The organism is Flaviramulus sp., from assembly GCF_982512915.1.
The window spans coordinates 261,803-282,403 of the sequence record NZ_CEWOCJ010000001.1 but is presented as its reverse complement, the minus strand read 5'-3'; the positions used below and the strand labels follow the sequence as shown (position 1 = coordinate 282,403).

Genomic DNA, 20,601 nt, shown 5'->3' with positions numbered 1-20,601 from the left:
CGAAGCATTCAACAAAACCAAAAGAAAGTACAATAACTGAGTTAATCATGGCTAGGGTTTAGAGTTAAATTTTGGCATTAAGAATAAACAATTTAACTCATAAATAAATATTCAAAAAATGAGTAAAGACATAAAATCAGTAAACTACGGTTTAGAAAAAATATTTGAAGGCGCACAAGATTTCTTACCACTTTTAGGAACAGATTATTTAGAATTCTATGTGGGTAATGCCAAACAATCAGCACATTTTTATAAAACAGCATTCGGTTTTCAATCATACGCTTACAAAGGTTTAGAAACTGGCTCAAAAGATCAAGTTAGTTATGTGTTAAAACAAGATAAGATTAAACTAGTTTTAACAACTCCTCTCAATAGTAAATCACCAATTAACAATCATATTGTAAAACATGGTGATGGTGTCAAAGTGGTAGCGCTTTGGGTTGAAGATGCAAAAAAAGCATATAAAGAAACTACAAGTAGAGGAGCCAAATCTTATATGGAGCCCGCTGTAGAAAAAGATGAACATGGAGAAGTTGTTAGAGCAGGAATTTATACTTACGGAGAAACAGTGCACATGTTTGTAGAACGCAAAAATTACAATGGCACTTTTTTACCAGGTTTCCGCGAGTGGAAAAGTGATTATAATCCAGCCCCAATAGGCTTAAAATATATAGATCACATGGTTGGAAATGTAGGTTGGGGTCAAATGAATACGTGGGTAAAATGGTATGAAGACGTAATGGGTTTTGAAAATTTCTTATCCTTTGATGATAAACAAATCCATACAGAGTACTCTGCACTTATGAGTAAAGTAATGAGTAATGGTAACGGACGTATAAAATTCCCAATAAACGAACCAGCTAAAGGTAAAAAACGTTCACAAATTGAAGAGTATCTCGATTTTTATGAAGGAGCAGGTATTCAACATATAGCTGTAGCTACCGATGATATTATTAAAGCAGTAAGCCAATTAAAAGTGCGTGGTGTAGAATTTTTATCAACACCACCAGAAGCTTATTATAAAGCTGTTCCTGGAAGATTAGAGGAATATAGTCATGAACTAAGAGAAGATATTGAAACTTTAAAAAATTTAGGTATTATGATTGATGCTGATGAGGAAGGTTATTTATTACAAATTTTTACAAAACCACTACAAGATAGACCAACTTTGTTTTTTGAAATTATACAAAGAATGGGAGCTAGAGGCTTTGGTGCAGGAAATTTTAAAGCCTTGTTTGAATCTATTGAACGTGAACAAGCAAATAGAGGGACACTTTAAAAAATTTTTTTTCAAAAAAAAGCTCTGTCAAATTTATTTTGATGGAGCTTTAATTTTATGTTAAGTTTCTTGTAATAAAAGGTGGTCTGAAGAATTTTTATATTTTTGGAATAGTAATTGTAATTTATAATCTTTAACAATAAAGTATTGTAAATCGAGTTACAATAAAATCACCCAAATAGAAATGAAAAAAATACTACTAATAACATTGGTAATAGCTTCACTCCAAATAGCTTATGCTCAGAAAGAATCTTCATTTGGTGATGGTGAATGGTTTAAATTTAAAATGAGTTATAGTAATTGGCTAAAAGCAGGTAATGCAACACTTACAGTTAAAGATACCAAATTAGAAGATAAAGAGGTTTATCATGTTGTTGGGAAAGGCTGGACAACAGGCATGATAAAATGGTTTTTTAAGGTTAAGGATAGATACGAATCTTATTTTGATAGGAAAACAATAAAACCATATAAATTTATCAGGAATATAGATGAAGGGGGGCATACAAAAGATATAGAAATTAATTTTGATCATGAAAATAATAAAGCTTTTGTAAATGATAAAAAGCAAAATGTCCAAAAAGTTTTTGAAATCAAACCAAATATACAAGACATGGTTTCAACATATTATTATCTTCGAAATAATATCGATGTTAAAAATTTGAAAATAGGTGATGAGATTCGTACAAATATGTTTTTTGATGAAGAAAATTATGGTTTTAAGCTTATGTATTTGGGAGAAGAGATTATAGACACTCAATTTGGCGAAATTGAATCTCTAAAATTTAGGCCCTATGTAATGGCAGGACGTGTTTTTAAAGAAGAAGAAAGTTTAACACTATGGGTTTCAAAAGACAAAAATAAAGTACCTTTACGCATAAAAGCAGATTTGGCTGTGGGATCGTTAAGAGCAGATCTAGAGGCTTTCAAAGGATTAAAATATCCTTTTAAAATAGTTGTAAAAAATTAAAAAATTTTGAACTCCAAAATAACTAACCAGCTTAAGGAGAAATATGAAGCCATCGACCAAGATGTTGATGTTCATTTAGAAGGTTTATTATACAGTAAACCAATAAATTATTGGGATTATATTCAAACCGATGCTTTATTAAATTTACAAATACAACGCACCGTTTTTCCTGACGAAAAGGTGTTTATTATGTATCATCAAATTTCTGAGTTATTGTTTAAAATGATTCTTAGTGAAATAGAACAACTAGCTAAAAATGACGCTATTTCTACTGAAATTTTTACTGATAAAATAATGCGTATAAGTAGGTATTTTGATGTACTTACATCATCTTTCAGTATCATGAAAGACGGTATGGATTTAGAGCAGTACAATAAATTTAGAAACACTTTAACACCAGCAAGTGGTTTTCAAAGTGCTCAATACAGAAAAATAGAGTTTGCTTCAACGGAGCTTATTAATTTAATTGACAAAAGATTTAGAGATACAATTGATAGAACCTCCTCTTACGAGCATGCTTTTGAGCATCTTTATTGGCAAGCTGCAGGGAAAGATTATAAAACTGGTAAAAAAACTTATACATTAAAAGCTTTTGAGGATCGATATAAAGACGAATTTATTAGATTTACAAAGTTTTATTATGGTAATAATTTGTGGTCTAAATTTAAGGCTTTACCAGAAGAAGCTAAAACAGATAAAAATTTAATAAACGCCATGCGTCATTATGATTATACTGTTAATATTAAATGGGTTATGGCACATTATAATACTGCAAATCATTATCTAAATATCAATGGTAAAGCTGCAGAAGCAACCGGAGGAAGTGAGTGGGTAAAATACATGCATCCTAAATATCAAAAAAGAATATTTTTTCCAGATTTATGGACAGAAAAAGAAAAGGAAACTTGGGGAATAAATATCTAATAATACTAGCATTAGTTTTAGGGTTTTTAAGTTGTAAAAAAGAAGAAAAACCTTTAATAGAACAAGAATTAGCTTTAGTAGAAGAGCCAAAAGAGATTTCAGAATTTGGATTTAAGCTCAATGATTTTATTGTTAAAAGAGATACCATTAAAAATGGAGATACATTTGGTTTTATTCTAGAACGAAACAATGTAGGTTATCCAAAAATATTTCATATAGCGCAAAAAGCTAAAGACACTTTTAATATTGCTAGAGGTTTACAAGTTGGTAAACCATATACACTTTTATGTGCAAAAGACTCACTAGAAACGGCGAAATGTTTTATTTATCAGCCTAATTTAGAAGAATATGTTGTGATAAATTTTCAAGATTCTATTCACGCATATACTAGTAGAAAACCTATTAAATATGTTGAAAAAACAATAACAGGGGTTATTAATAGTAGTATTTCTGAAACCTTAGATCAGCAGGGTGTTAGTGCCGTTTTAACAAATAAATTGGCAGATGATATTTTTGCTTGGACTATTGATTTCCGCCGTCTCCAAAAAGGAGATCGTTTCAAGGTTATTTATAATGATAAGTATATAGACGATAGTATTTATGCTGGAGTTCATAATGTAAAAGCTGCTTATTTTGAGCACAATAATGAGCCTTTTTATGCTTTTAGATTTAGATCAGATTCATTAAAAGGGAATGTAGATTATTTTAACGAAGAAGCTAAAAATTTACGTCGCGCCTTTTTAAAAGCACCTGTAACTTTTTCTAGAATTTCTTCTAGATACAATCTAAAAAGACGGATTGCTGTTTATGGGTATCAAGTGCGCCCGCATAAAGGCACTGATTTTGCTGCTGATATTGGCACACCTATTAAGGCAACAGCTAACGGTACGGTGACAAAATCTAGTTATACTGGAGGGAACGGTAATTATGTTAAAATCAGACATAACGCTACTTATGAAACGCAATACCTTCACATGAAAAAGCGTAATGTTAAAGTTGGCCAATACGTAAAACAAGGTGATATTATTGGTTGGGTTGGAATGACTGGTAATACTGGTGGACCCCATGTGTGTTATCGTTTTTGGGTTAATGGAAAACAAGTAGATCCCTTTAAGCAAAAATTACCAGAAGCGAAACCAATTTCAGATTCCCTAAAAACAGAATATTTAGAATTTATAAAGCCTGTAAAATATCAATTGGATAATATTAATTTTAAACCCCAAATTGATAAAAAAGAGGACCCTAAAAAAACCACAATAAACCAAGCAAACTCATAACTATGTCATTACCAAATGTAAATCCAACAACAACTAGTTCTTGGAAAAAATTAAGCGAACATTTTGAAGAAATAAAGAATGTTCACATGAAAGATTTATTTGCAAAAGATGGCAACAGAGCAAATAAATTCACTATAAGATGGGACGATTTTTATGTAGATTTTTCAAAAAACAGAATTACAGAAGAAACATTTAAATATTTGTTAGAACTAACAGATGAGGTGAAGTTAAAAGACGCCATTGAAAGTCAGTTTTCCGGCGAAATAATTAATGAAACAGAAGAAAGAGCTGTTTTACACACCGCTTTAAGAGCTCCAAAAACTACGGTCTTTAAAGTTGAAGGTGTAAATGTCATGCCAGAAATTTATGAAGTAAAAGCAAAAATAGAAGCCTTTACCAATGATGTTGTAAATGGACATTTAAAAGGTTACACTGGAAAAACTTTTACAGATGTTGTAAACATTGGTATTGGTGGTTCAGATCTTGGTCCTGCCATGGTTGTTGATTCTCTTCAATACTACAAAAATCAATTAACTACTCATTTTGTGAGTAATGTTGATGGCGACCATGTAAATGAAGTAATTAAAAAACTTAATCCAGAAACAACCTTGTTTGTTATTGTTTCCAAAACATTTACAACTCAGGAAACTTTATCAAATGCTAATACACTTAAATCGTGGTTCTTGAAATTTACTTCAGAAGATGCTATTGCTAAGCATTTTGTAGCGGTTTCTACAAATATTAAAAATGTAAAGGCTTTTGGTATTGACGAAAATAATATTTTCCCAATGTGGGATTGGGTTGGAGGGCGTTTTTCTCTTTGGAGCGCCGTAGGTTTAACAATTAGTTTAGCCGTAGGTTACATTAATTTTGATAATCTTTTAAAAGGGGCTCACAAAATGGATGAGCATTTTAAAAATGAAGATTTTTCAACTAATATTCCAGTTGTATTAGCTCTAATAAGTGTTTGGTATAATAATTTTTTTAAAGCTGAAAGCGAAGCCGTTATTCCTTATTCACAATACCTAAATCAATTTGCTACTTATTTACAGCAAGGTATAATGGAAAGTAATGGAAAAAGTGTAGATAGAAATGGAAATCCGATAGATTATCAAACAGGAACCATTATCTGGGGAGAACCAGGAACAAATTCTCAACATGCTTTTTTTCAATTGATTCATCAAGGTACTAAGTTAATACCTGCTGATTTTATTGGTTTCAAAAAATCGTTACACGGAAATCAAGACCATCAAGATAAATTGATTTCTAATTTCTTAGCGCAAACGGAAGCTTTATTAAATGGGAAAACAAAAGCTGATGTTAAAGCAGAAGGCACAAGTAATACTTTATTACCATTTAAAATTTTTGAAGGTAATAAACCAACCAATACTTTATTCATCAATAAGCTTTTACCTGAAAGTTTAGGTAAGTTAATTGCACTGTATGAGCATAAAATATTTGTTCAAGGTATTATTTGGAATATTTTTAGTTATGACCAGTTTGGTGTTGAATTAGGAAAACAACTAGCGAGTAAAATTTTACAAGAAATTAACAGTAGCTCTGATAATGAACATGATTCTTCTACTCATAATTTATTAAATTATTACAAGGAAAACTCATAAATGGTTGCTAAATAATCAACTATAAACCTAAAACGATTTGATATTTTAAATGTTAAATCGTTTTTTTTATTCACTAGTGTTAAATTAATTAACATTTGCATAATATTTAATAGATTATTATGTGTAATTTTGCAGCGACTAATTTCAAAAAATTAAATAATTAATCATTTAAAAAATTATGAGAAAAATTACTCAAATTTTAATGCTGGTTGTAAGTATGTTGGCAGTGACTTTGTCATTTGCTCAAACAACAACTTCTGCTCTTAATGGGCGTATTACTGACACTAACGGGGAGCCACTTCCTGGAGCAAATGTAGTTGCAAAACATTTACCAACAGGTACTGTTTATGGAGCTGCAACAGATTTTGACGGATTCTACAGGATATCAAACATGAGACCAGGAGGTCCTTATTCTGTAGTAATTACTTATGTAGGTTATTCAGAGTTTTCTGAGCAAGGACTTCAATTAACACTTGGTCAAACGACATCTATTAACAAACAATTAGCTGAAGAGGCTAATGCCTTAGAAGAAGTTGTTATTACTACTACACGTAACAATGTATTTGATTCTAACAGAACGGGTGCTGAAACTACAGTAAGTAAGAGAGATTTAGCCACTATTCCATCTGCTTCTAGATCTGTAGCAGACTTTTTAAGAGCAACACCTCAAGCACAATTAAGTGAAGGTAATGATGGTTTTTCTGTTTCTCTAGGAGGTCAAAATAACAGATTTAACAACTTTACTGTTGATGGAGCTGTTAGTAATGATGTTTTTGGTCTTGCAGGTTCAGGAACAGACGGTGGACAAACTGGAGCAAATCCATTTTCTATTGATGCATTAGAGCAAATCCAAATTCAATTAGCACCTTTTGATGTTAAAATTTCTGGTTTTACAGGCGGTGCAATTAATGCTATTACACGTTCTGGTTCTAACAACGTAGAAGGTTCTATTTACACATTTTTTAGAAATCAAGATCTTGTTGGGAAAACACCAACGGCTTTAACTAATGATGGAGACACTAGAGAGAAATTAGCTGATTTTACGGCTTTAACTTACGGAATAAGAGTAGGTGCTCCAATTGTAAAGGATAAATTATTCTTGTTTGTTAATTATGAAAAACAAGATAATGAAACGCCACAGCCATTTAATATTAGTAATTATATTGGTGATTCATCTGCATCTGATATAGAATCTTTAAGACAATTTTTAATTTCTAATTATGGTTATGATCCTGGAGTTTATAATAATAATGCCTCTACTTTAGTAAATAACATGGTTACTGCTAAATTAGATTGGAATATAAACGAAAATCACAGTATTACTTTGTCACATAGGTTACAAGATGTTGATAATTTGGAAGCTAGAAGTTCTTCTAATGCAGCAATAAATTTTATTAACGGATCAGAGCTTTTTGTAAATAAAACAAATGCTACAACCTTACAATGGAATTCTTCTTATGGTAATAAGTATGCTAACAGTATGACAATTGCATACAAATCAGTAAGAGATGATAGAGATCCTGATGGATCTCCTTTCCCAACTGTTAGATTAGATGATGGTGCTGGTAGTATCAATTTTGGTTCTGAGCCATTCTCAACAGCTAACTTATTGGATCAAGATATTTTTACATTTACAAATAACTTTGAAATTTTTAAGGGTAGACATACAATTACTTTAGGTACACACAATGAGTATTCTAAGTTGAAAAACTTATTTATACCAAATAACTATGGTAGTTATCGTTTTAGAAACGGTTCAACTCTTTCTGGATTAGAGTCTTTTTTAGCTGGTTTAGCTACTTCTGATTACGACAAAGGTTATTCTCTTGCAGGTGGAACTGCTGTAGGGGATGAATCATCAGGAGCTTCAGAATTTGAAGTATTTCAATTAGGTTTTTATGTTCAAGACGAAGTACAAATGTCTGATGATTTTAAGCTAACTGCTGGTATTCGTTTTGATATGCCTTTCTGGTCTGATGGTCCTGTAAATGAGGATTTCAATAACAGAACAATTCCTTTGTTGGAATCTTTTGGAAAAGATTTAGAAGGCGCACAAGTAGGTCGTGGTGTAAACACTATAATGCATGTGTCACCTAGAATTGGATTCAATTGGGATGTTAATGGTGACAAAACAACACAAATACGTGGTGGTTTAGGTATTTTCACTTCTAGACTACCTTTAGTTTGGCCAGGAGCAACTTACAATAGTAATGGTGTAACAAGTGGTTCAAGTGATGAACGAAACTTTACTGACCCTATTTTCTTTAATTCAGACATTAATAATCAACCAGTGCACATAGCTCCTGGATCAGGTGCAACTTCTGGAAATGTAGATTTATTTGCTCCAAACTTTAAATTACCACAACGTTTTAAAGTAAACCTTGCTTTAGATCAAAAGTTACCTGTTTGGGGATTAATAGCTAGTGCTGATGTAATTTGGAATGATAACATTACAGATGTTTACTACCAAAACTTAAATTTAAAAGGCCCTGTTGGTACTTTAGCAGGAGCTGATAACAGACCAGTATACAACAGATCTGACCTTATCGATCGTACATATAGTGGTATTTATTTAGCTACTAATACTGGAGGAGGAAATTCTTGGAATGCTGCCTTTACATTAAGAAAACCTTTTGAAAATGGTTTTGCTGGTCAAGTATCTTATTCTTATGGTGAAGCAAATGCTATATTTGATGGTACTTCATCTCAAAACAGTTCTCAATGGAGAAACCAACAAACTGTAAACGGTAAGAATTCAGTTTTACCTGTTACTAGATCAGATTTCTCTCAAGGACATAGAATTTCAAGTAACATGTCTTACGAGATTGATTGGAATGACAATATCAAAACAACTATTGGATTATTCTATAATGGTTCTCAAGGACAACCTTTCTCTTATGTATATAGAGCTGGTCGTTTTATATTAAATGATGATAGTAGAGATAATGCTTTAATGTACGTTCCTGCAACAGCTGGTGAAATTGTATTACAAGATAGATCTGGTTCTGCTGCTGGTACGGCTGATGAGTGGGCAATATTAGATAACTATATTAGTAACGATAAGCATTTAAGCTCAAGAAGAGGTCAATATGCTGAAAGAAATGGTTCAAGAGGTCCATGGAGTCATATTTTAGATTTTAAATTGTTACAAGACATTTCTTTTCCAGCAATGAAAAAGAAAAATACGTTACAATTATCTATTGATATTTTTAACTTCACTAACTTAATCAATAAAGATTGGGGAAGACAAGCATTTGCTTTTAGCAATACCTCAATATTAGAAACTACAAGCGCTAGTGTTGGTAACACACCAGAATTTAGACTTATAGAAAATGTACTTGAAGAAGGTCCTACTGTATTTGATGATAGTGGAATTCAAAGTTCAAGATGGCAAGCTCAAGTTGGTTTAAGATATACTTTTAACTAATTTTAGTAAAATATTAAAAACTTAAAACCGCTTCAATTTGAAGCGGTTTTTTTATGCTTTTAATTATTACATTTGCTAAATAAAAATTAATACAAATCATCATGTACGAAACTGTAAAAACCCTACATTCATATTGGGCATATTTAGTCCTTTTAGTTTTAATTATTGCTACAGTAAATGCTATTGTTAAAACTTTAGGAGATAATGAATATGAAGCTTCCGATTTTAGAAAATCATTATTTACCTTGATAGTTTCACATATTCAATTACTTATAGGGTTGGCTTTGTATTTTGTATCTCCTAGATTACAAATCTTTAGCGAATTAGGAATGGGAGATATTATGAAAGATTCTGTAAATAGATTGTATTTAGTAGAGCACCCTTTAATAAATATTGTAGCAGTGGCTTTAATAACAATTGGCTATTCAAAACATAAAAAGAAACGCATATCGAAACCTAAATTAAAAACAATTGCTATTTTTTATTCAATAGCCTTAGTCTTGTTTTTATCTAGAATTCCTTGGAGCACTTGGTTAGGTTAGTTAACTTCCTTAATCACATAAACATATACAGGAAAGTGATCGCTAAAACCATCGCTGAAACCACCATTAGACCAGCTTCTGTAAGGATAACCTTTATAAGTACCTCTTTTAGTAGTTAAATATTGTTTGTTAAAAATCCCTGCTTTATAAAATCTAAATGATGAATAATCTCTTTCCAGTAAAGGTTTGGTAAGTAAGATTTGATCGAATAGGCTCCAGTTGTCTCTGTAAGCTGTAGTACCAATTCCGTTTTTAAAAAAACTTTCATAAGGATTGTAAATACCTTTTAATCCCATCTTGCTTTTGTCTTTTTTGGTTTTTAATATTTCTTTAATACTTTTATTAGTAGGGTCGTCATTTAAATCACCTGTTATAAAAACCTTTGCGTAAGGATCTATAACTTGTAAGGAATCAACAAGGTGTTTAGTTAGTTTTGCTGCAGCGACACGTTTAGGATTACTTTTTGCTTGTCCACCACTTCTGGATGGCCAATGATTAACAATAATATGAATAAGTTCTCCGTCTAGATTCCCGCTAACTAATAATTGATCTCGTGTATAAACTCTTTTTTGAGTATTATCATCATAAATTTTTAACTCATGACTACTTGTCGAAATTGGTGAGAATAATTGTTTTTGATAAAGTAACCCCACATCAATCCCACGAATATCTGGTGATGAGTAATGAATTATGCCATAGTCTTTTTTAATCAATATGGAATCGTTTATTAAATCTTCAAGTACGGCTCTATTTTCTACTTCTGAAACACCTAAGATTACAGGAGAATTGTTAGTTACGTCTAACCCAATTTCAGAAATAACCCGCGCCATATTTTTAATCTTTTTTTTATAGATAAAAGTTCTGTTGGTGTTAATTTCCATAATTGGACTAGCTTCATCAAACTTATTTGGATCATTAATTGTATCAAATAAGTTTTCAAGATTATAAAATGCAACGGTATGAATTTTATATGTTTTTTTATTCTGACCGTTAAGAAATAAACAAAAGAATAATAAAATAAAAAAGCTAATCTGTCTCATTAATAACTATCTAAGGTTACAATTTTCAATACAAAACTTACGCCAAAAGTAAATATTTAATATAAATGAATTAAATTTAAAATTTTGATTGAAATTCTAGATTAAGAAATGAAGAAATTATCCGTAGTACTTTTAGTTTCAATTTTATCAATTTTCAAATCCCTTTCACAAGAAACAATTATTAAAGGTAGTGTGAGAGATGGTGTGTCTTATGAGTTAATATCTGGAGTTTTAATTACTATTGAAGAAACTAATCAAACAACTACAACTAATGCCTTAGGTGAATTTATTTTTTCTTTAAATGTGCCTTTAGGAGAACAGATTTTAAAGATTTCGAAAGTAGGATTTAATACAAAACGTTATCCTATTATTGTAAACAATAATGCTACAGTTAAAATTTTTGACATGACTTTAGAAAGAGACCTTGCAGAAAGTCAAGATTTATTTACCATTACACTTTCTGATGACGAATTGGATAATGATTTTTTAGGTTCTGATAATATTTCAGGATTGCTGTCATCATCTCTAGATTTGTTTCAACGTACTGCTGCCTTTGAATTTAGTGCCTCTTTTTATAGATTGAGAGGTTTAGATTCAGATAATGGATCTATTTTAATTAATGGAATAGAAATGAATAAACTCTATAATGGGAGACCACAGTGGAGTAATTGGGGCGGATTGAATGATGTTATGCGCAGTCAAGAATTATCGGTTGGTTTAACACCGTCTAATTATAGTTTTGGAGGCGTTTTAGGAACTACAAATATAAATACTAGGGCTTCAGAAGTATCCGAAGGAGGGCGATTAACATATTCCTCATCAAACAGAAGTTATACAAATCGTCTTATGTTTTCTTATGCTTCGGGTTTATTAAAAAATAATTGGGCTTATACATTATCATTTGGAAGGCGCTGGGGAAATGAAGGATATCAAGATGCTACTTTATACGAATCGAATTCGCTTTTTGTTTCAGTTGAAAAGAAGATTAATAAACATAGTTTTAATTTCACAGGTATTTATGCTCCCAATAGGCTAGGGAGATCATCACCAAACACTCAAGAGGTTTATGATTTAAAAGGTTTTAATTATAATGAGTATTGGGGTTTTCAAAACGGAGAAAAACGTAACTCTCGCATCAAAGAAGTAGAAGAACCTATTTTTATATTAAACCATTTTTGGAATATTAATAGTAAAACAAGACTAAACACCAATTTAGGATATCAATTTGGTGAAACTGGAAATAGTAGAATTGCATTTACAGGAACTAATAGAATAGTTACAACAGATGGACAAGTAACTTTTGAAGGTGGGGGACGAAATCCAAGCCCTACTTATTATCAAAAACTACCTAGTTATTATGAGCGTAATTTTCCAGACGATTTAGAGTTTGTCTATGGAGCACAACAGGCATTTTTAAGCAATGGGCAATTAAATTGGAATAGTTTGTATGAAGCCAATTTATCAAATGCTTCACAAGGGAAAAACGCAACTTATATGCTTTATGAGGATGTGGTAGATGATTCTCAATTTACAGTAAATACTATTTTAACAAGTGAAATAAATGATAATATATTATTTAATGCTTCTTTAGGGTATAAAAATTTAAAATCTAAAAACTATGCACAAGTTTTAGATTTATTAGGGGGCACAGGGTTTTTAAATGTAGATGCTTTTGATGGTATTCAATTCGATTTAAGAAACCCTAATAGAGTTTTGCAAGTAGGTGATGCTTATAGTTATAATTATAATTTTTTGGCAAATGTTATGTCTGGTTATGCTCAAGCTTTATTCAAATATAAAAAGTTTGATTTTTATGCATCTACAAGTTTAATAAATACGCAATACCTAAGAGAGGGGTTGTTTCAAAATGAAAATTTTGAAAATAATTCCATCGGAAAGGGAGACCAGCTATCCTTTTTAGGATTGGGTTTTAAAGGTGGTTTAACCTATAAATTTACTGGATCTCAATTGTTTGACGTTAATGTAGGTTATATAACTAAAGCACCATCTATAAGGAACAGCTATTCAAATTCAAGATTTAACTACAATATTGTACCTCGTATTAAAGAGGAAAAAATAATGGCATTTGATGCCAGTTATATTTATAGAAGCTCGGTTTTAAATGCCAAAATCACGGGCTATTATACTCATTTAAATGATGCCAACGAAATTTCATTTTTCTTTGCAGATGGTATTGGAAACGTAATTGCAGGTTCTAGTTCACAGCAATCAGGAAATGATGATACCGAATTTATTCAGGAAATATTAACAGGAATAGATAAATTACATTTAGGTGTAGAATTAGGTTTAGAGGCACAAGTAACATCAACTATAAAATTAAGAGGTGTAACTTCAATTGGCCAATTTACTTATGCCAATAATCCAGATTTATATTTGTCTTCAGATAGGTTTGAGAATGTTTATTTGGGGACTTCGAAATTGAAAAATTATAAAGTGGCAGCAGGTCCTCATCAAGCTTTTTCATTTGGATTTGATTACCGAGACCCTGATTTTTGGTGGTTTGGAGCTACAGCTAATTTTTTTAGAAACACTTATATTGATATTAGTCCGTTAACTAGAACAGATAATTTTTTTAAAGATATTGATGGTTTTACTTTTAGTGATTACGATGAAACTTTGGCGAGAGAACTTTTAAAACAAGAACGATTTGATGATTATATGTCTGTCAATCTGGTTGGTGGTAAATCATGGAAAATCAATCAATACTATGTTGGTTTTTTTGCAAGTATAAATAACTTTTTAGATGAAGCCTATAAAACGGGAGGTTTTGAACAAGGTAGAAATGCTAATTATGAACAATTAAGAGATGATAAAGCTTTAGATGCACCTGTTTTTGGATCTAAATATTGGTATGGAAGAGGCGCAACTTATTTCGTAAACCTTTATGTTAAATTTTAAAAGTATTATGCCATGAAAAATATAAAAAAACTTTTAATTCTTTTGGGTATTTTGATGATAGCATCTTGTGTTAATGATGATGATTATGGTATTCCAATTCCGGGAGAAGCTGAAAACGTAATGGTTCCTGCTAATAAAATTACCACATTCAGAGCTATAAAACAGCGTTTTGATCAAGCTATTAATAATGGAAATTTAATTACTACAATTGATGTCGATGAAGAGATTTATCTTGAAGGATATGTTGTTTCTAGTGATGCCGCTGGCAACTTCTTTGAAGAGCTTATTATTCAAAATAAAACAGATGCTAGTAACCCTGATAATGACCCTAGATTAGGTTTTAGGATTGATATTAATGTTTCTAGTTTATCAGAAACTTTTGAGTTTGGAAGAAAAGTATATATAAAGTTAAGCGGATTAACGATAGGGAAGTCTAATGGCATTTTAACTATTGCGAAAGGCGAAGGGCAACGTCTTGAACAAATACAAGAATTTGAATACCGTAATATTATTATTAGAACGCAAGAGGTAGTAAGTATTATTCCAAAAAGTACTACTCTGATTAACTTAACAGAAGCTGATAGAAATACCCTTATAAAACTTGATAACATGCAATTAAATAGGTTTGAGTTAGGCGCAACATATGCAAGTGAGTCTATTGATCAATTTGATGGATTGCGTACCTTAGAAAATTGTGATTCTGGAGTGTCAATTATCATGCAGACTAGTACATTTTCCAATTTTAGAACTCTTATTATTCCCCAAGGTAAAGGTTCTATTACTGGAGTTTTTAGTAGAGATTTTGGTGATGATTTTAATGTGTTAATTCCTAACAGCGCAGTTGATGTTGATTTCACCAATACAGAGCGTTGCGACCCATTAGAATTAGATTGTGGTTTAGCAGAAACTATTGGGACTCAAAATTTATTTTATGAAGATTTTGAGACGCAATCTAATAATAGATTGATTGAAATTAGTGGTTGGACAAACTACATTGAAGTTGGCAGTGAGGGATGGGAAGGATATTCCTCTACGTCTTCAAATGCATCTTTAGGGCGTTCTGCAAGAGTTCAACCTGCAAGTTCTGGAGATTTAAGTAATATCGCTTGGTTAATAACCCCTCCCATAGATTTAGACGCTTACAATAACCTAACACTACAATTCAAAACCTCTAATAGTTTAGCTGATAGTAGTTTTCTGGAAGTTTTGTATAGTTTAGATTGGGACGGCATTGAAGCTAATATAACATCGGCAAATTGGGGAGTATTATCTGCTGCATATGTTGTAAAAGATACCGATTCATTTGTGCAGTGGTTTAATTCTGGTAATGTCAATTTATATTGTTCATCTGGGACCATGTATATTGCTTTTAAATATACAGGTGGTGGCATAGATACTTTTGATGGTATTTATGAATTAGATGAGATTAGTGTTGATTATCTACCATAGAAAATTGCTTCATTTTAATATTCAGTAAAAAACACTCAAAATGACACTATCCGAAACACTATTCCATAATATTTTTGTCTACTATAAACCTAGATGGAAACAAAAAGCGAATGGAGTTGCATTAATTTATATTACTATTTTACAGGTTTCCATGATATTGCTTCTTGGTGTTTTCTTTTCAGAATTTTTTGAGCAAATGAATATGGATACCATCTCGTCTTCAAAAGGATGGGTGTTATTTGCTTTAGTGGCTATTTTTTGTTACTTCAAAAACTGGATGTATTATACAGGTAAAAGACGTATGATTATACAAGCTAAAATGAATAAAACAAAATCTAACAGCACTTATAATATTTACTTATTATGGCTTTTACTAATTGCTATTTTGGGTTTAACTCTTGTAATTGTTCAAGCTAGTTAATTACTTCTTAAAAATGGCATATACAGGAAAATGGTCGCTATATCCACCCTGATACTTTTTGCCTATATAGGTTCTAAATGGCGACCCTTTAAATTTTCCGTTAAAGAGTTTTAAAAAATCTTCATCAAAAATATTCGCAGTAAAGTATTCAAATAAATCTTTTGAAGGCTTAAAAAAGTTTTCTGAAATTAAAATCTGATCAAATAAATTCCATTGGCGATTGTGGTATGTTGATCCTCTATTAAAAGATCGTAAAGCTTCCATCGGATTAAATAAGTTACAGCAATCAGCAAGTTGCTTGATGCTTAAATTATGTGGGTCATCATTAAAATCTCCAATTATAATAATTTTAGCATGCTCATTTTCTTTTTTAATAGAAGTTATTAACTCAATCACTTTATTTGATGAAGCTAATCGTTTAGGTTCGGTTTCTTTTTCTCCTTCACGTCTAGACGACCAATGATTTACGATAACATATACATGTTCTCCATCAAGTAGACCAGAAACTAATAAAACATCTCTTGTATAATCTGGCAAGTCTTTATAATCAAATAATGGAACAGTAAAAGTTTCAGAATATAAAACTTCAAAAGCATGGGTATCATAAATTAAAGCAACATCGATACCACGTTCGTCGGGAGAGTTGTAATGCACGTACTTGTAATGACAAGATTCTAAATGTTTTGATTTTATTAAATCCTCAATCACTTTAGCGTTTTCAACCTCTGCTAAACCAACTAAGGCTGGATGTTTTCCCGTTTCTTTTTTACCAATATTGGAAATGGCAAAACCTAATTTTCTGAGTTTATTCTCGTATCGTTTGGGAGTCCATTTTTTAACGGATGTTGGTAAGAAATCATTATCGTTAGTATGTTTATCATCAACTAAATCAAATAAATTTTCCAGATTATAAAATGCTACAGTTTGCATATCATTACGCACAGGAATATCGTCTAAAAAATCAGTCATATTCATAATATAATGTCTAAAAATATAAAAATTAAAATGGTCGCAATTACGTAACTTTGTATAATATTTATTTATATGATTGAAAAGAAAGACATTGCTTTAGAGAAAGCGGTTTTAATAGGTGTTATAACAAAGGAACAAGGTGAAGAAAAATCTAAAGAATATTTAGATGAGTTAGAGTTTTTAACCTTTACAGCAGGAGGTTATGCGGTTAAGCGTTTTGTGCAAAAAATGGATATGCCTAATCCTAAAACCTTTATTGGAACGGGAAAAATAGAGGATGTTCGCCAGTTTATAGAAGAAAATGATATAGGAACAGCTATTTTTGATGATGAATTATCTTCGGCTCAAGAACGTAATATTAGTAAAATACTTAATTGTAAAGTATTAGATAGAACCAACCTTATACTTGATATTTTTGCACAACGCGCTCAAACAAGTTATGCACGAACTCAAGTAGAATTAGCACAATGCGAATATTTACTACCAAGATTACGAGGGATGTGGACACACTTAGAACGACAAAAAGGTGGTATTGGAATGCGCGGACCTGGAGAAACAGAGATTGAAACCGATAGACGTATTGTAAGAGATAAAATTGCCCTTTTAAAAGAACGCATTAAAACTATTGACAAGCAAATGGCAGTGCAACGCGGTAACCGTGGAGCCATGGTTCGTGTGGCTTTAGTTGGTTATACTAATGTTGGTAAATCCACATTAATGAATGTAATTAGTAAAAGTGATGTTTTTGCTGAAAATAAACTTTTTGCAACATTAGATACTACGGTAAGAAAAGTAGTAATTCAAAACCTACCATTTTTATTAAGTGATACCGTTGGTTTTATACGGAAGTTACCAACCCAGCTAGTAGATAGTTTTAAAAGTACTTTAGACGAGGTAAGAGAAGCTGATTTGCTTTTGCATATTGTTGATATATCACATCCAAATTTTGAAGAACATATCGAGTCTGTGAACAAAGTTTTAGGCGAAATAAAAAGTAGTGATAAACCCATAATTATGGTCTTTAATAAAATTGATGCCTACGAGCCTGAGCCTTTAGATGAAGATGATTTAGAAACTGAAAAAACAGAAAGGCATTACACGCTTGAAGAGTGGAAGAGTACTTGGATGGGTAAAGTAGGTAACAACGCCTTGTTCATTTCTGCGCTAAATAAGCAAAATTTAGAAGACTTTAAAAAACGTGTCTACGATGAGGTTCGTGAAATTCATGTAACCCGTTTCCCTTATAATCATTTTTTATATCCAGATTATATAGAGGAAAAAACACATTAATATTTTAGGCGTTTCCATTTGGGTTCTGCTATTGATTTCAATCGATAGAACATAAAAAAAGCGCACTTAAAAATGGTGCGCTTTTTTTATTAATATCAGATTTCGATTAAAATTTATAACTCAAACCAATAGTGTAATAGGTTTGTAAATCATTATTAACAGTATCAAAAGTATCTGAAGTATTTCCTAAAGTATTAATGGAGTAATCTAATGCTTCTTGTCTATTATTCCTTAAACCAAAATCAAAACCAACACCAATCATTTTCCATAATGTATAGCTAAATGAGTTATTCCACGTCCAGTTTGATAAGTTGCTACTTTCGTAACTCTGGAACATTGATAAGTTTGTTTTAAAGCTTACAGCATTAATTTGTCTTGTATAATCTACAAGTATTTTAGCACCTAAAGACGATGCGAATATAGCATCTTGTCTACTAAAAACAAAGTTGTAGTTTAATGGATGTATTACAACAACTAAATCTTTAATAGGTGTCCAAGTAGCACCAACTCCTAAATCTAAATATCCAGGATTATTAAAATTGTTTAAAATAGTGGTTCTATATTCTCCTAAACCAGATATCGCAAATGTTTCACTTAATTTTTGTCCATATAATGAAGAAATGTTAAATACATCAGTAGCTTCTCTAAATTTAGAGTTATCCGTAGGATTGTCTTTGTCATCAAACTTAACCCAAGATAAGTTTACGTTACCAGCATTTCTCCAAAAGAATTTTTCTTTATTCAAATTAGCAAAAGCATTTGCTGTAAAACCAATATTCCCTGAAACGTTATTTGGAGAGCCTTGAGAATACCAATTGCTAAAGTTTGATAAACTTCCGCCAATAGTACCAAAAGCACCTTTTTTCCAACCCGGTAAGGCGTCAATTTGAGCTTGTAAGGCATCAACTCGCCCTTGAATAGCTTTAATAGAATCTTTTTTAACAGCTTGTGTAGCCTTTAATTCATCTTCCGTTTGTGCGTTTATCGAAACCATCCCGATAAAGAATAGACATAATAATACTATTTTTTTCATTTTTTATTAGTTGTTAAATTTTTTGTAAATATAAGATTAAGACCCTGTTATGCAATTTAGTCACTTAAAATTTATATAAATTGTTTCTTTTTGAAAAGAGGTACTGAAGAACAAGCTTCGCCATACATAATAGATTTGGCAACTGGTTTTAGTTTTGTTGCTAGCATAATATAAGCATTTTCTGGCACAGGTTTTTTTGAGCAACCTTTTATAATAATAGGTTTATCTTGAAATTCAGTTACATCTAAATTGGCTATAATTTCTTGATATATAGATGTTTCTAGAGATTCTAGATTGCCAATAATTGTTTTTTTTGAGAAAGATTCTAATTGAATACTTAAAAGCATATAGGCCCAACCTGGAATAATAGCATCTGTACTACAGGTTAATGCTACATAAACATCCTTAAATTGACTCCAATCAAAGCTTTCAACTTGGTTTCTAAAATCTTTTTCGCGTAATACAAAACCCTCAAATAACCAGTCTTTAATATCAAATAATACACGTTTGCCTGAAGGGTAATAATCTTCAAGGTTAAACGTAATTAATTTGCTATTCGCTACGCGATTTATAATATCATCTTGCATTTTACAACATACCAAGCTCTAACTTAGCTTCTTCACTCATTAATTCTTGAGTCCATGGCGGATCAAAAGTAATTTCAACTTCAGCACTTTTTACAGCATTAAGCGATTTTACTTTTTCTTCAACCTCTAACGGTAATGTTTCTGCTACTGGGCAATTTGGTGTTGTAAGTGTCATTAAAATTTTTACATCGTAATCTTCATTTACAAACACATCGTAAATTAAACCCAGTTCGTAAATATCTACAGGAATTTCCGGATCGTAAATGGTTTTAAGAACGTTTACTATTTTTTCGCCTAATTCTGTGGTATCTAAAGTTTCACTCATTTTTTTAAATGTTTAAACGTTTATTTATTGAATTGTCTTATTGATTAAACGTATTAACTTATAAACTTAATTTAATTGCGTTTGATATGCAACGGCATACATTTTTAGTTGTTTTATCATACTAACTAAACCATTAGCCCTAGTTGGAGATAAATGTTCTTTTAATCCAATTTTATCAATAAAATCAGTATTTGCTTCAATAATATCTTTAGGGTTTTGGTTTGAAAAAACTCGTATTAAAATAGCTATAATACCCTTAGTGATGATAGCATCGCTGTCTGCAGTAAATGCTAATTTGCCATCAGTCATTTCAGCATGAACCCATACTTTACTTTGGCAGCCTTTAATAATGTTGCTATCGGTTTTATATTGCGTGTCAATTAAAGGTAAATCTTTCCCTAAATCAATCATATATTGATAGCGCTCTTCCCAATCTTCAAACATTGAGAATTCATCAATTATTTCATTTTGTATGTTTTCAATAGTCACAATCACAAATTTTTATACAAAAATACAATAACAAAAGT

General features: G+C 31.2%; 17 protein-coding genes. 11 read left to right on the top strand and 6 right to left on the bottom strand.

The window, feature by feature from the left end; all coding sequences use genetic code 11:
- The first annotated feature begins 118 nt into the window (after positions 1-118).
- The 7 genes from hppD to AC1XJX_RS01300 all read left to right on the top strand — a co-directional run bounded on the left by hppD (position 119) and on the right by AC1XJX_RS01300 (position 10,038).
- A complete protein-coding gene (hppD, locus tag AC1XJX_RS01330; RefSeq protein WP_482002156.1) occupies positions 119-1,279 on the top strand; it encodes a 4-hydroxyphenylpyruvate dioxygenase in 1,161 nt (386 codons plus the stop codon).
- A gap of 184 nt (positions 1,280-1,463) precedes the next feature.
- Positions 1,464-2,246 (top strand): DUF3108 domain-containing protein, encoded by a 783-nt coding sequence (locus AC1XJX_RS01325; RefSeq protein ID WP_482002155.1) that lies wholly within the window; start codon positions 1,464-1,466, stop codon positions 2,244-2,246.
- Between the two features lie 6 nt (positions 2,247-2,252).
- Positions 2,253-3,170: a tryptophan 2,3-dioxygenase family protein gene (locus AC1XJX_RS01320; protein WP_482002154.1), complete on the top strand. Its 918-nt coding sequence runs from the start codon at positions 2,253-2,255 to the stop codon at positions 3,168-3,170.
- Positions 3,128-4,447 (top strand): peptidoglycan DD-metalloendopeptidase family protein, encoded by a 1,320-nt coding sequence (locus tag AC1XJX_RS01315; RefSeq protein ID WP_482002153.1) that lies wholly within the window; start codon positions 3,128-3,130, stop codon positions 4,445-4,447. The genes AC1XJX_RS01320 and AC1XJX_RS01315 overlap by 43 nt, the downstream gene beginning before the upstream one ends.
- Positions 4,448-4,449: 2 nt before the next feature.
- On the top strand, positions 4,450-6,069 hold the full coding sequence (gene pgi / locus AC1XJX_RS01310) for a glucose-6-phosphate isomerase (protein ID WP_482002152.1): 1,620 nt from the start codon (positions 4,450-4,452) through the stop codon (positions 6,067-6,069).
- 178 nt (positions 6,070-6,247) lie between these two features.
- Positions 6,248-9,496 carry a TonB-dependent receptor gene (locus tag AC1XJX_RS01305; RefSeq protein ID WP_482002151.1) on the top strand — a complete coding sequence of 1,083 codons (3,249 nt, stop codon included), beginning with the start codon at positions 6,248-6,250 and terminating at the stop codon, positions 9,494-9,496.
- A 101-nt stretch (positions 9,497-9,597) separates the two neighbouring features.
- A complete protein-coding gene (locus AC1XJX_RS01300; protein ID WP_482002150.1) occupies positions 9,598-10,038 on the top strand; it encodes a hypothetical protein in 441 nt (146 codons plus the stop codon).
- Here the strand turns inward: AC1XJX_RS01300 and AC1XJX_RS01295 are convergent.
- Positions 10,035-11,078, bottom strand: coding sequence for an endonuclease/exonuclease/phosphatase family protein (locus AC1XJX_RS01295; RefSeq protein WP_482002149.1), 1,044 nt, complete (start codon positions 11,076-11,078; stop codon positions 10,035-10,037). The genes AC1XJX_RS01300 and AC1XJX_RS01295 overlap by 4 nt on opposite strands.
- Before the next feature lie 108 nt (positions 11,079-11,186).
- Between AC1XJX_RS01295 and AC1XJX_RS01290 the strand changes: the two genes are divergently transcribed.
- Genes AC1XJX_RS01290 through AC1XJX_RS01280 form a run of 3 tightly spaced genes read left to right on the top strand, consistent with a single transcriptional unit; the run spans position 11,187 to position 15,867 of the window.
- Positions 11,187-13,997 (top strand): carboxypeptidase-like regulatory domain-containing protein, encoded by a 2,811-nt coding sequence (locus tag AC1XJX_RS01290; RefSeq protein WP_482002148.1) that lies wholly within the window; start codon positions 11,187-11,189, stop codon positions 13,995-13,997.
- Between the two features lie 12 nt (positions 13,998-14,009).
- On the top strand, positions 14,010-15,446 hold the full coding sequence (locus AC1XJX_RS01285; RefSeq protein ID WP_482002147.1) for a DUF5689 domain-containing protein: 1,437 nt from the start codon (positions 14,010-14,012) through the stop codon (positions 15,444-15,446).
- Positions 15,447-15,486: 40 nt separating this feature from the next.
- A complete protein-coding gene (locus AC1XJX_RS01280; RefSeq protein WP_482002146.1) occupies positions 15,487-15,867 on the top strand; it encodes a hypothetical protein in 381 nt (126 codons plus the stop codon).
- Here the strand turns inward: AC1XJX_RS01280 and AC1XJX_RS01275 are convergent, their stop codons facing one another.
- The gene (locus AC1XJX_RS01275; RefSeq protein ID WP_482002145.1) at positions 15,868-16,842 is read right to left on the bottom strand and encodes an endonuclease/exonuclease/phosphatase family protein; all 975 of its coding nucleotides are present in this window, start codon (positions 16,840-16,842) and stop codon (positions 15,868-15,870) included. It abuts the gene before it with no gap.
- 69 nt (positions 16,843-16,911) lie between these two features.
- Here AC1XJX_RS01275 and hflX point away from each other — a divergent pair, with 69 nt between their 5' ends.
- Entirely contained in the window at positions 16,912-18,129 is a 1,218-nt protein-coding gene (gene hflX / locus AC1XJX_RS01270) for a GTPase HflX (protein WP_482002144.1), read from the top strand.
- Between the two features lie 106 nt (positions 18,130-18,235).
- Here the strand turns inward: hflX and AC1XJX_RS01265 are convergent, their stop codons facing one another.
- From AC1XJX_RS01265 to AC1XJX_RS01250, 4 genes are all read right to left on the bottom strand, one after another.
- Positions 18,236-19,162 (bottom strand): DUF3078 domain-containing protein, encoded by a 927-nt coding sequence (locus AC1XJX_RS01265; protein ID WP_482002143.1) that lies wholly within the window; start codon positions 19,160-19,162, stop codon positions 18,236-18,238.
- Between the two features lie 71 nt (positions 19,163-19,233).
- Entirely contained in the window at positions 19,234-19,749 is a 516-nt protein-coding gene (locus AC1XJX_RS01260) for a DUF2480 family protein (protein WP_482002142.1), read from the bottom strand.
- Position 19,750: 1 nt separating this feature from the next.
- On the bottom strand, positions 19,751-20,074 hold the full coding sequence (locus tag AC1XJX_RS01255) for an SUF system Fe-S cluster assembly protein (RefSeq protein ID WP_482002141.1): 324 nt from the start codon (positions 20,072-20,074) through the stop codon (positions 19,751-19,753).
- Positions 20,075-20,140: 66 nt separating this feature from the next.
- The gene (locus AC1XJX_RS01250; RefSeq protein WP_482002140.1) at positions 20,141-20,563 is read right to left on the bottom strand and encodes a SufE family protein; all 423 of its coding nucleotides are present in this window, start codon (positions 20,561-20,563) and stop codon (positions 20,141-20,143) included.
- Positions 20,564-20,601 lie beyond the last annotated feature (38 nt).

Bases quoted from the DNA above. Each gene is read 5' to 3' on its own strand.
- hppD (WP_482002156.1), top strand. From the start codon at position 119: ATGAGTAAAGACATAAAATCAGTAAACTACGGTTTAGAAAAAATATTT.
- AC1XJX_RS01325 (WP_482002155.1), top strand. From the start codon at position 1,464: ATGAAAAAAATACTACTAATAACATTGGTAATAGCTTCACTCCAAATA.
- AC1XJX_RS01315 (WP_482002153.1), top strand. From the start codon at position 3,128: ATGGACAGAAAAAGAAAAGGAAACTTGGGGAATAAATATCTAATAATA.
- pgi (WP_482002152.1), top strand. From the start codon at position 4,450: ATGTCATTACCAAATGTAAATCCAACAACAACTAGTTCTTGGAAAAAA.
- AC1XJX_RS01305 (WP_482002151.1), top strand. From the start codon at position 6,248: ATGAGAAAAATTACTCAAATTTTAATGCTGGTTGTAAGTATGTTGGCA.
- AC1XJX_RS01300 (WP_482002150.1), top strand. From the start codon at position 9,598: ATGTACGAAACTGTAAAAACCCTACATTCATATTGGGCATATTTAGTC.
- AC1XJX_RS01295 (WP_482002149.1), bottom strand. From the start codon at position 11,078: ATGAGACAGATTAGCTTTTTTATTTTATTATTCTTTTGTTTATTTCTT.
- AC1XJX_RS01290 (WP_482002148.1), top strand. From the start codon at position 11,187: ATGAAGAAATTATCCGTAGTACTTTTAGTTTCAATTTTATCAATTTTC.
- AC1XJX_RS01285 (WP_482002147.1), top strand. From the start codon at position 14,010: ATGAAAAATATAAAAAAACTTTTAATTCTTTTGGGTATTTTGATGATA.
- AC1XJX_RS01280 (WP_482002146.1), top strand. From the start codon at position 15,487: ATGACACTATCCGAAACACTATTCCATAATATTTTTGTCTACTATAAA.
- AC1XJX_RS01275 (WP_482002145.1), bottom strand. From the start codon at position 16,842: ATGAATATGACTGATTTTTTAGACGATATTCCTGTGCGTAATGATATG.
- hflX (WP_482002144.1), top strand. From the start codon at position 16,912: ATGATTGAAAAGAAAGACATTGCTTTAGAGAAAGCGGTTTTAATAGGT.
- AC1XJX_RS01265 (WP_482002143.1), bottom strand. From the start codon at position 19,162: ATGAAAAAAATAGTATTATTATGTCTATTCTTTATCGGGATGGTTTCG.
- AC1XJX_RS01260 (WP_482002142.1), bottom strand. From the start codon at position 19,749: ATGCAAGATGATATTATAAATCGCGTAGCGAATAGCAAATTAATTACG.
- AC1XJX_RS01255 (WP_482002141.1), bottom strand. From the start codon at position 20,074: ATGAGTGAAACTTTAGATACCACAGAATTAGGCGAAAAAATAGTAAAC.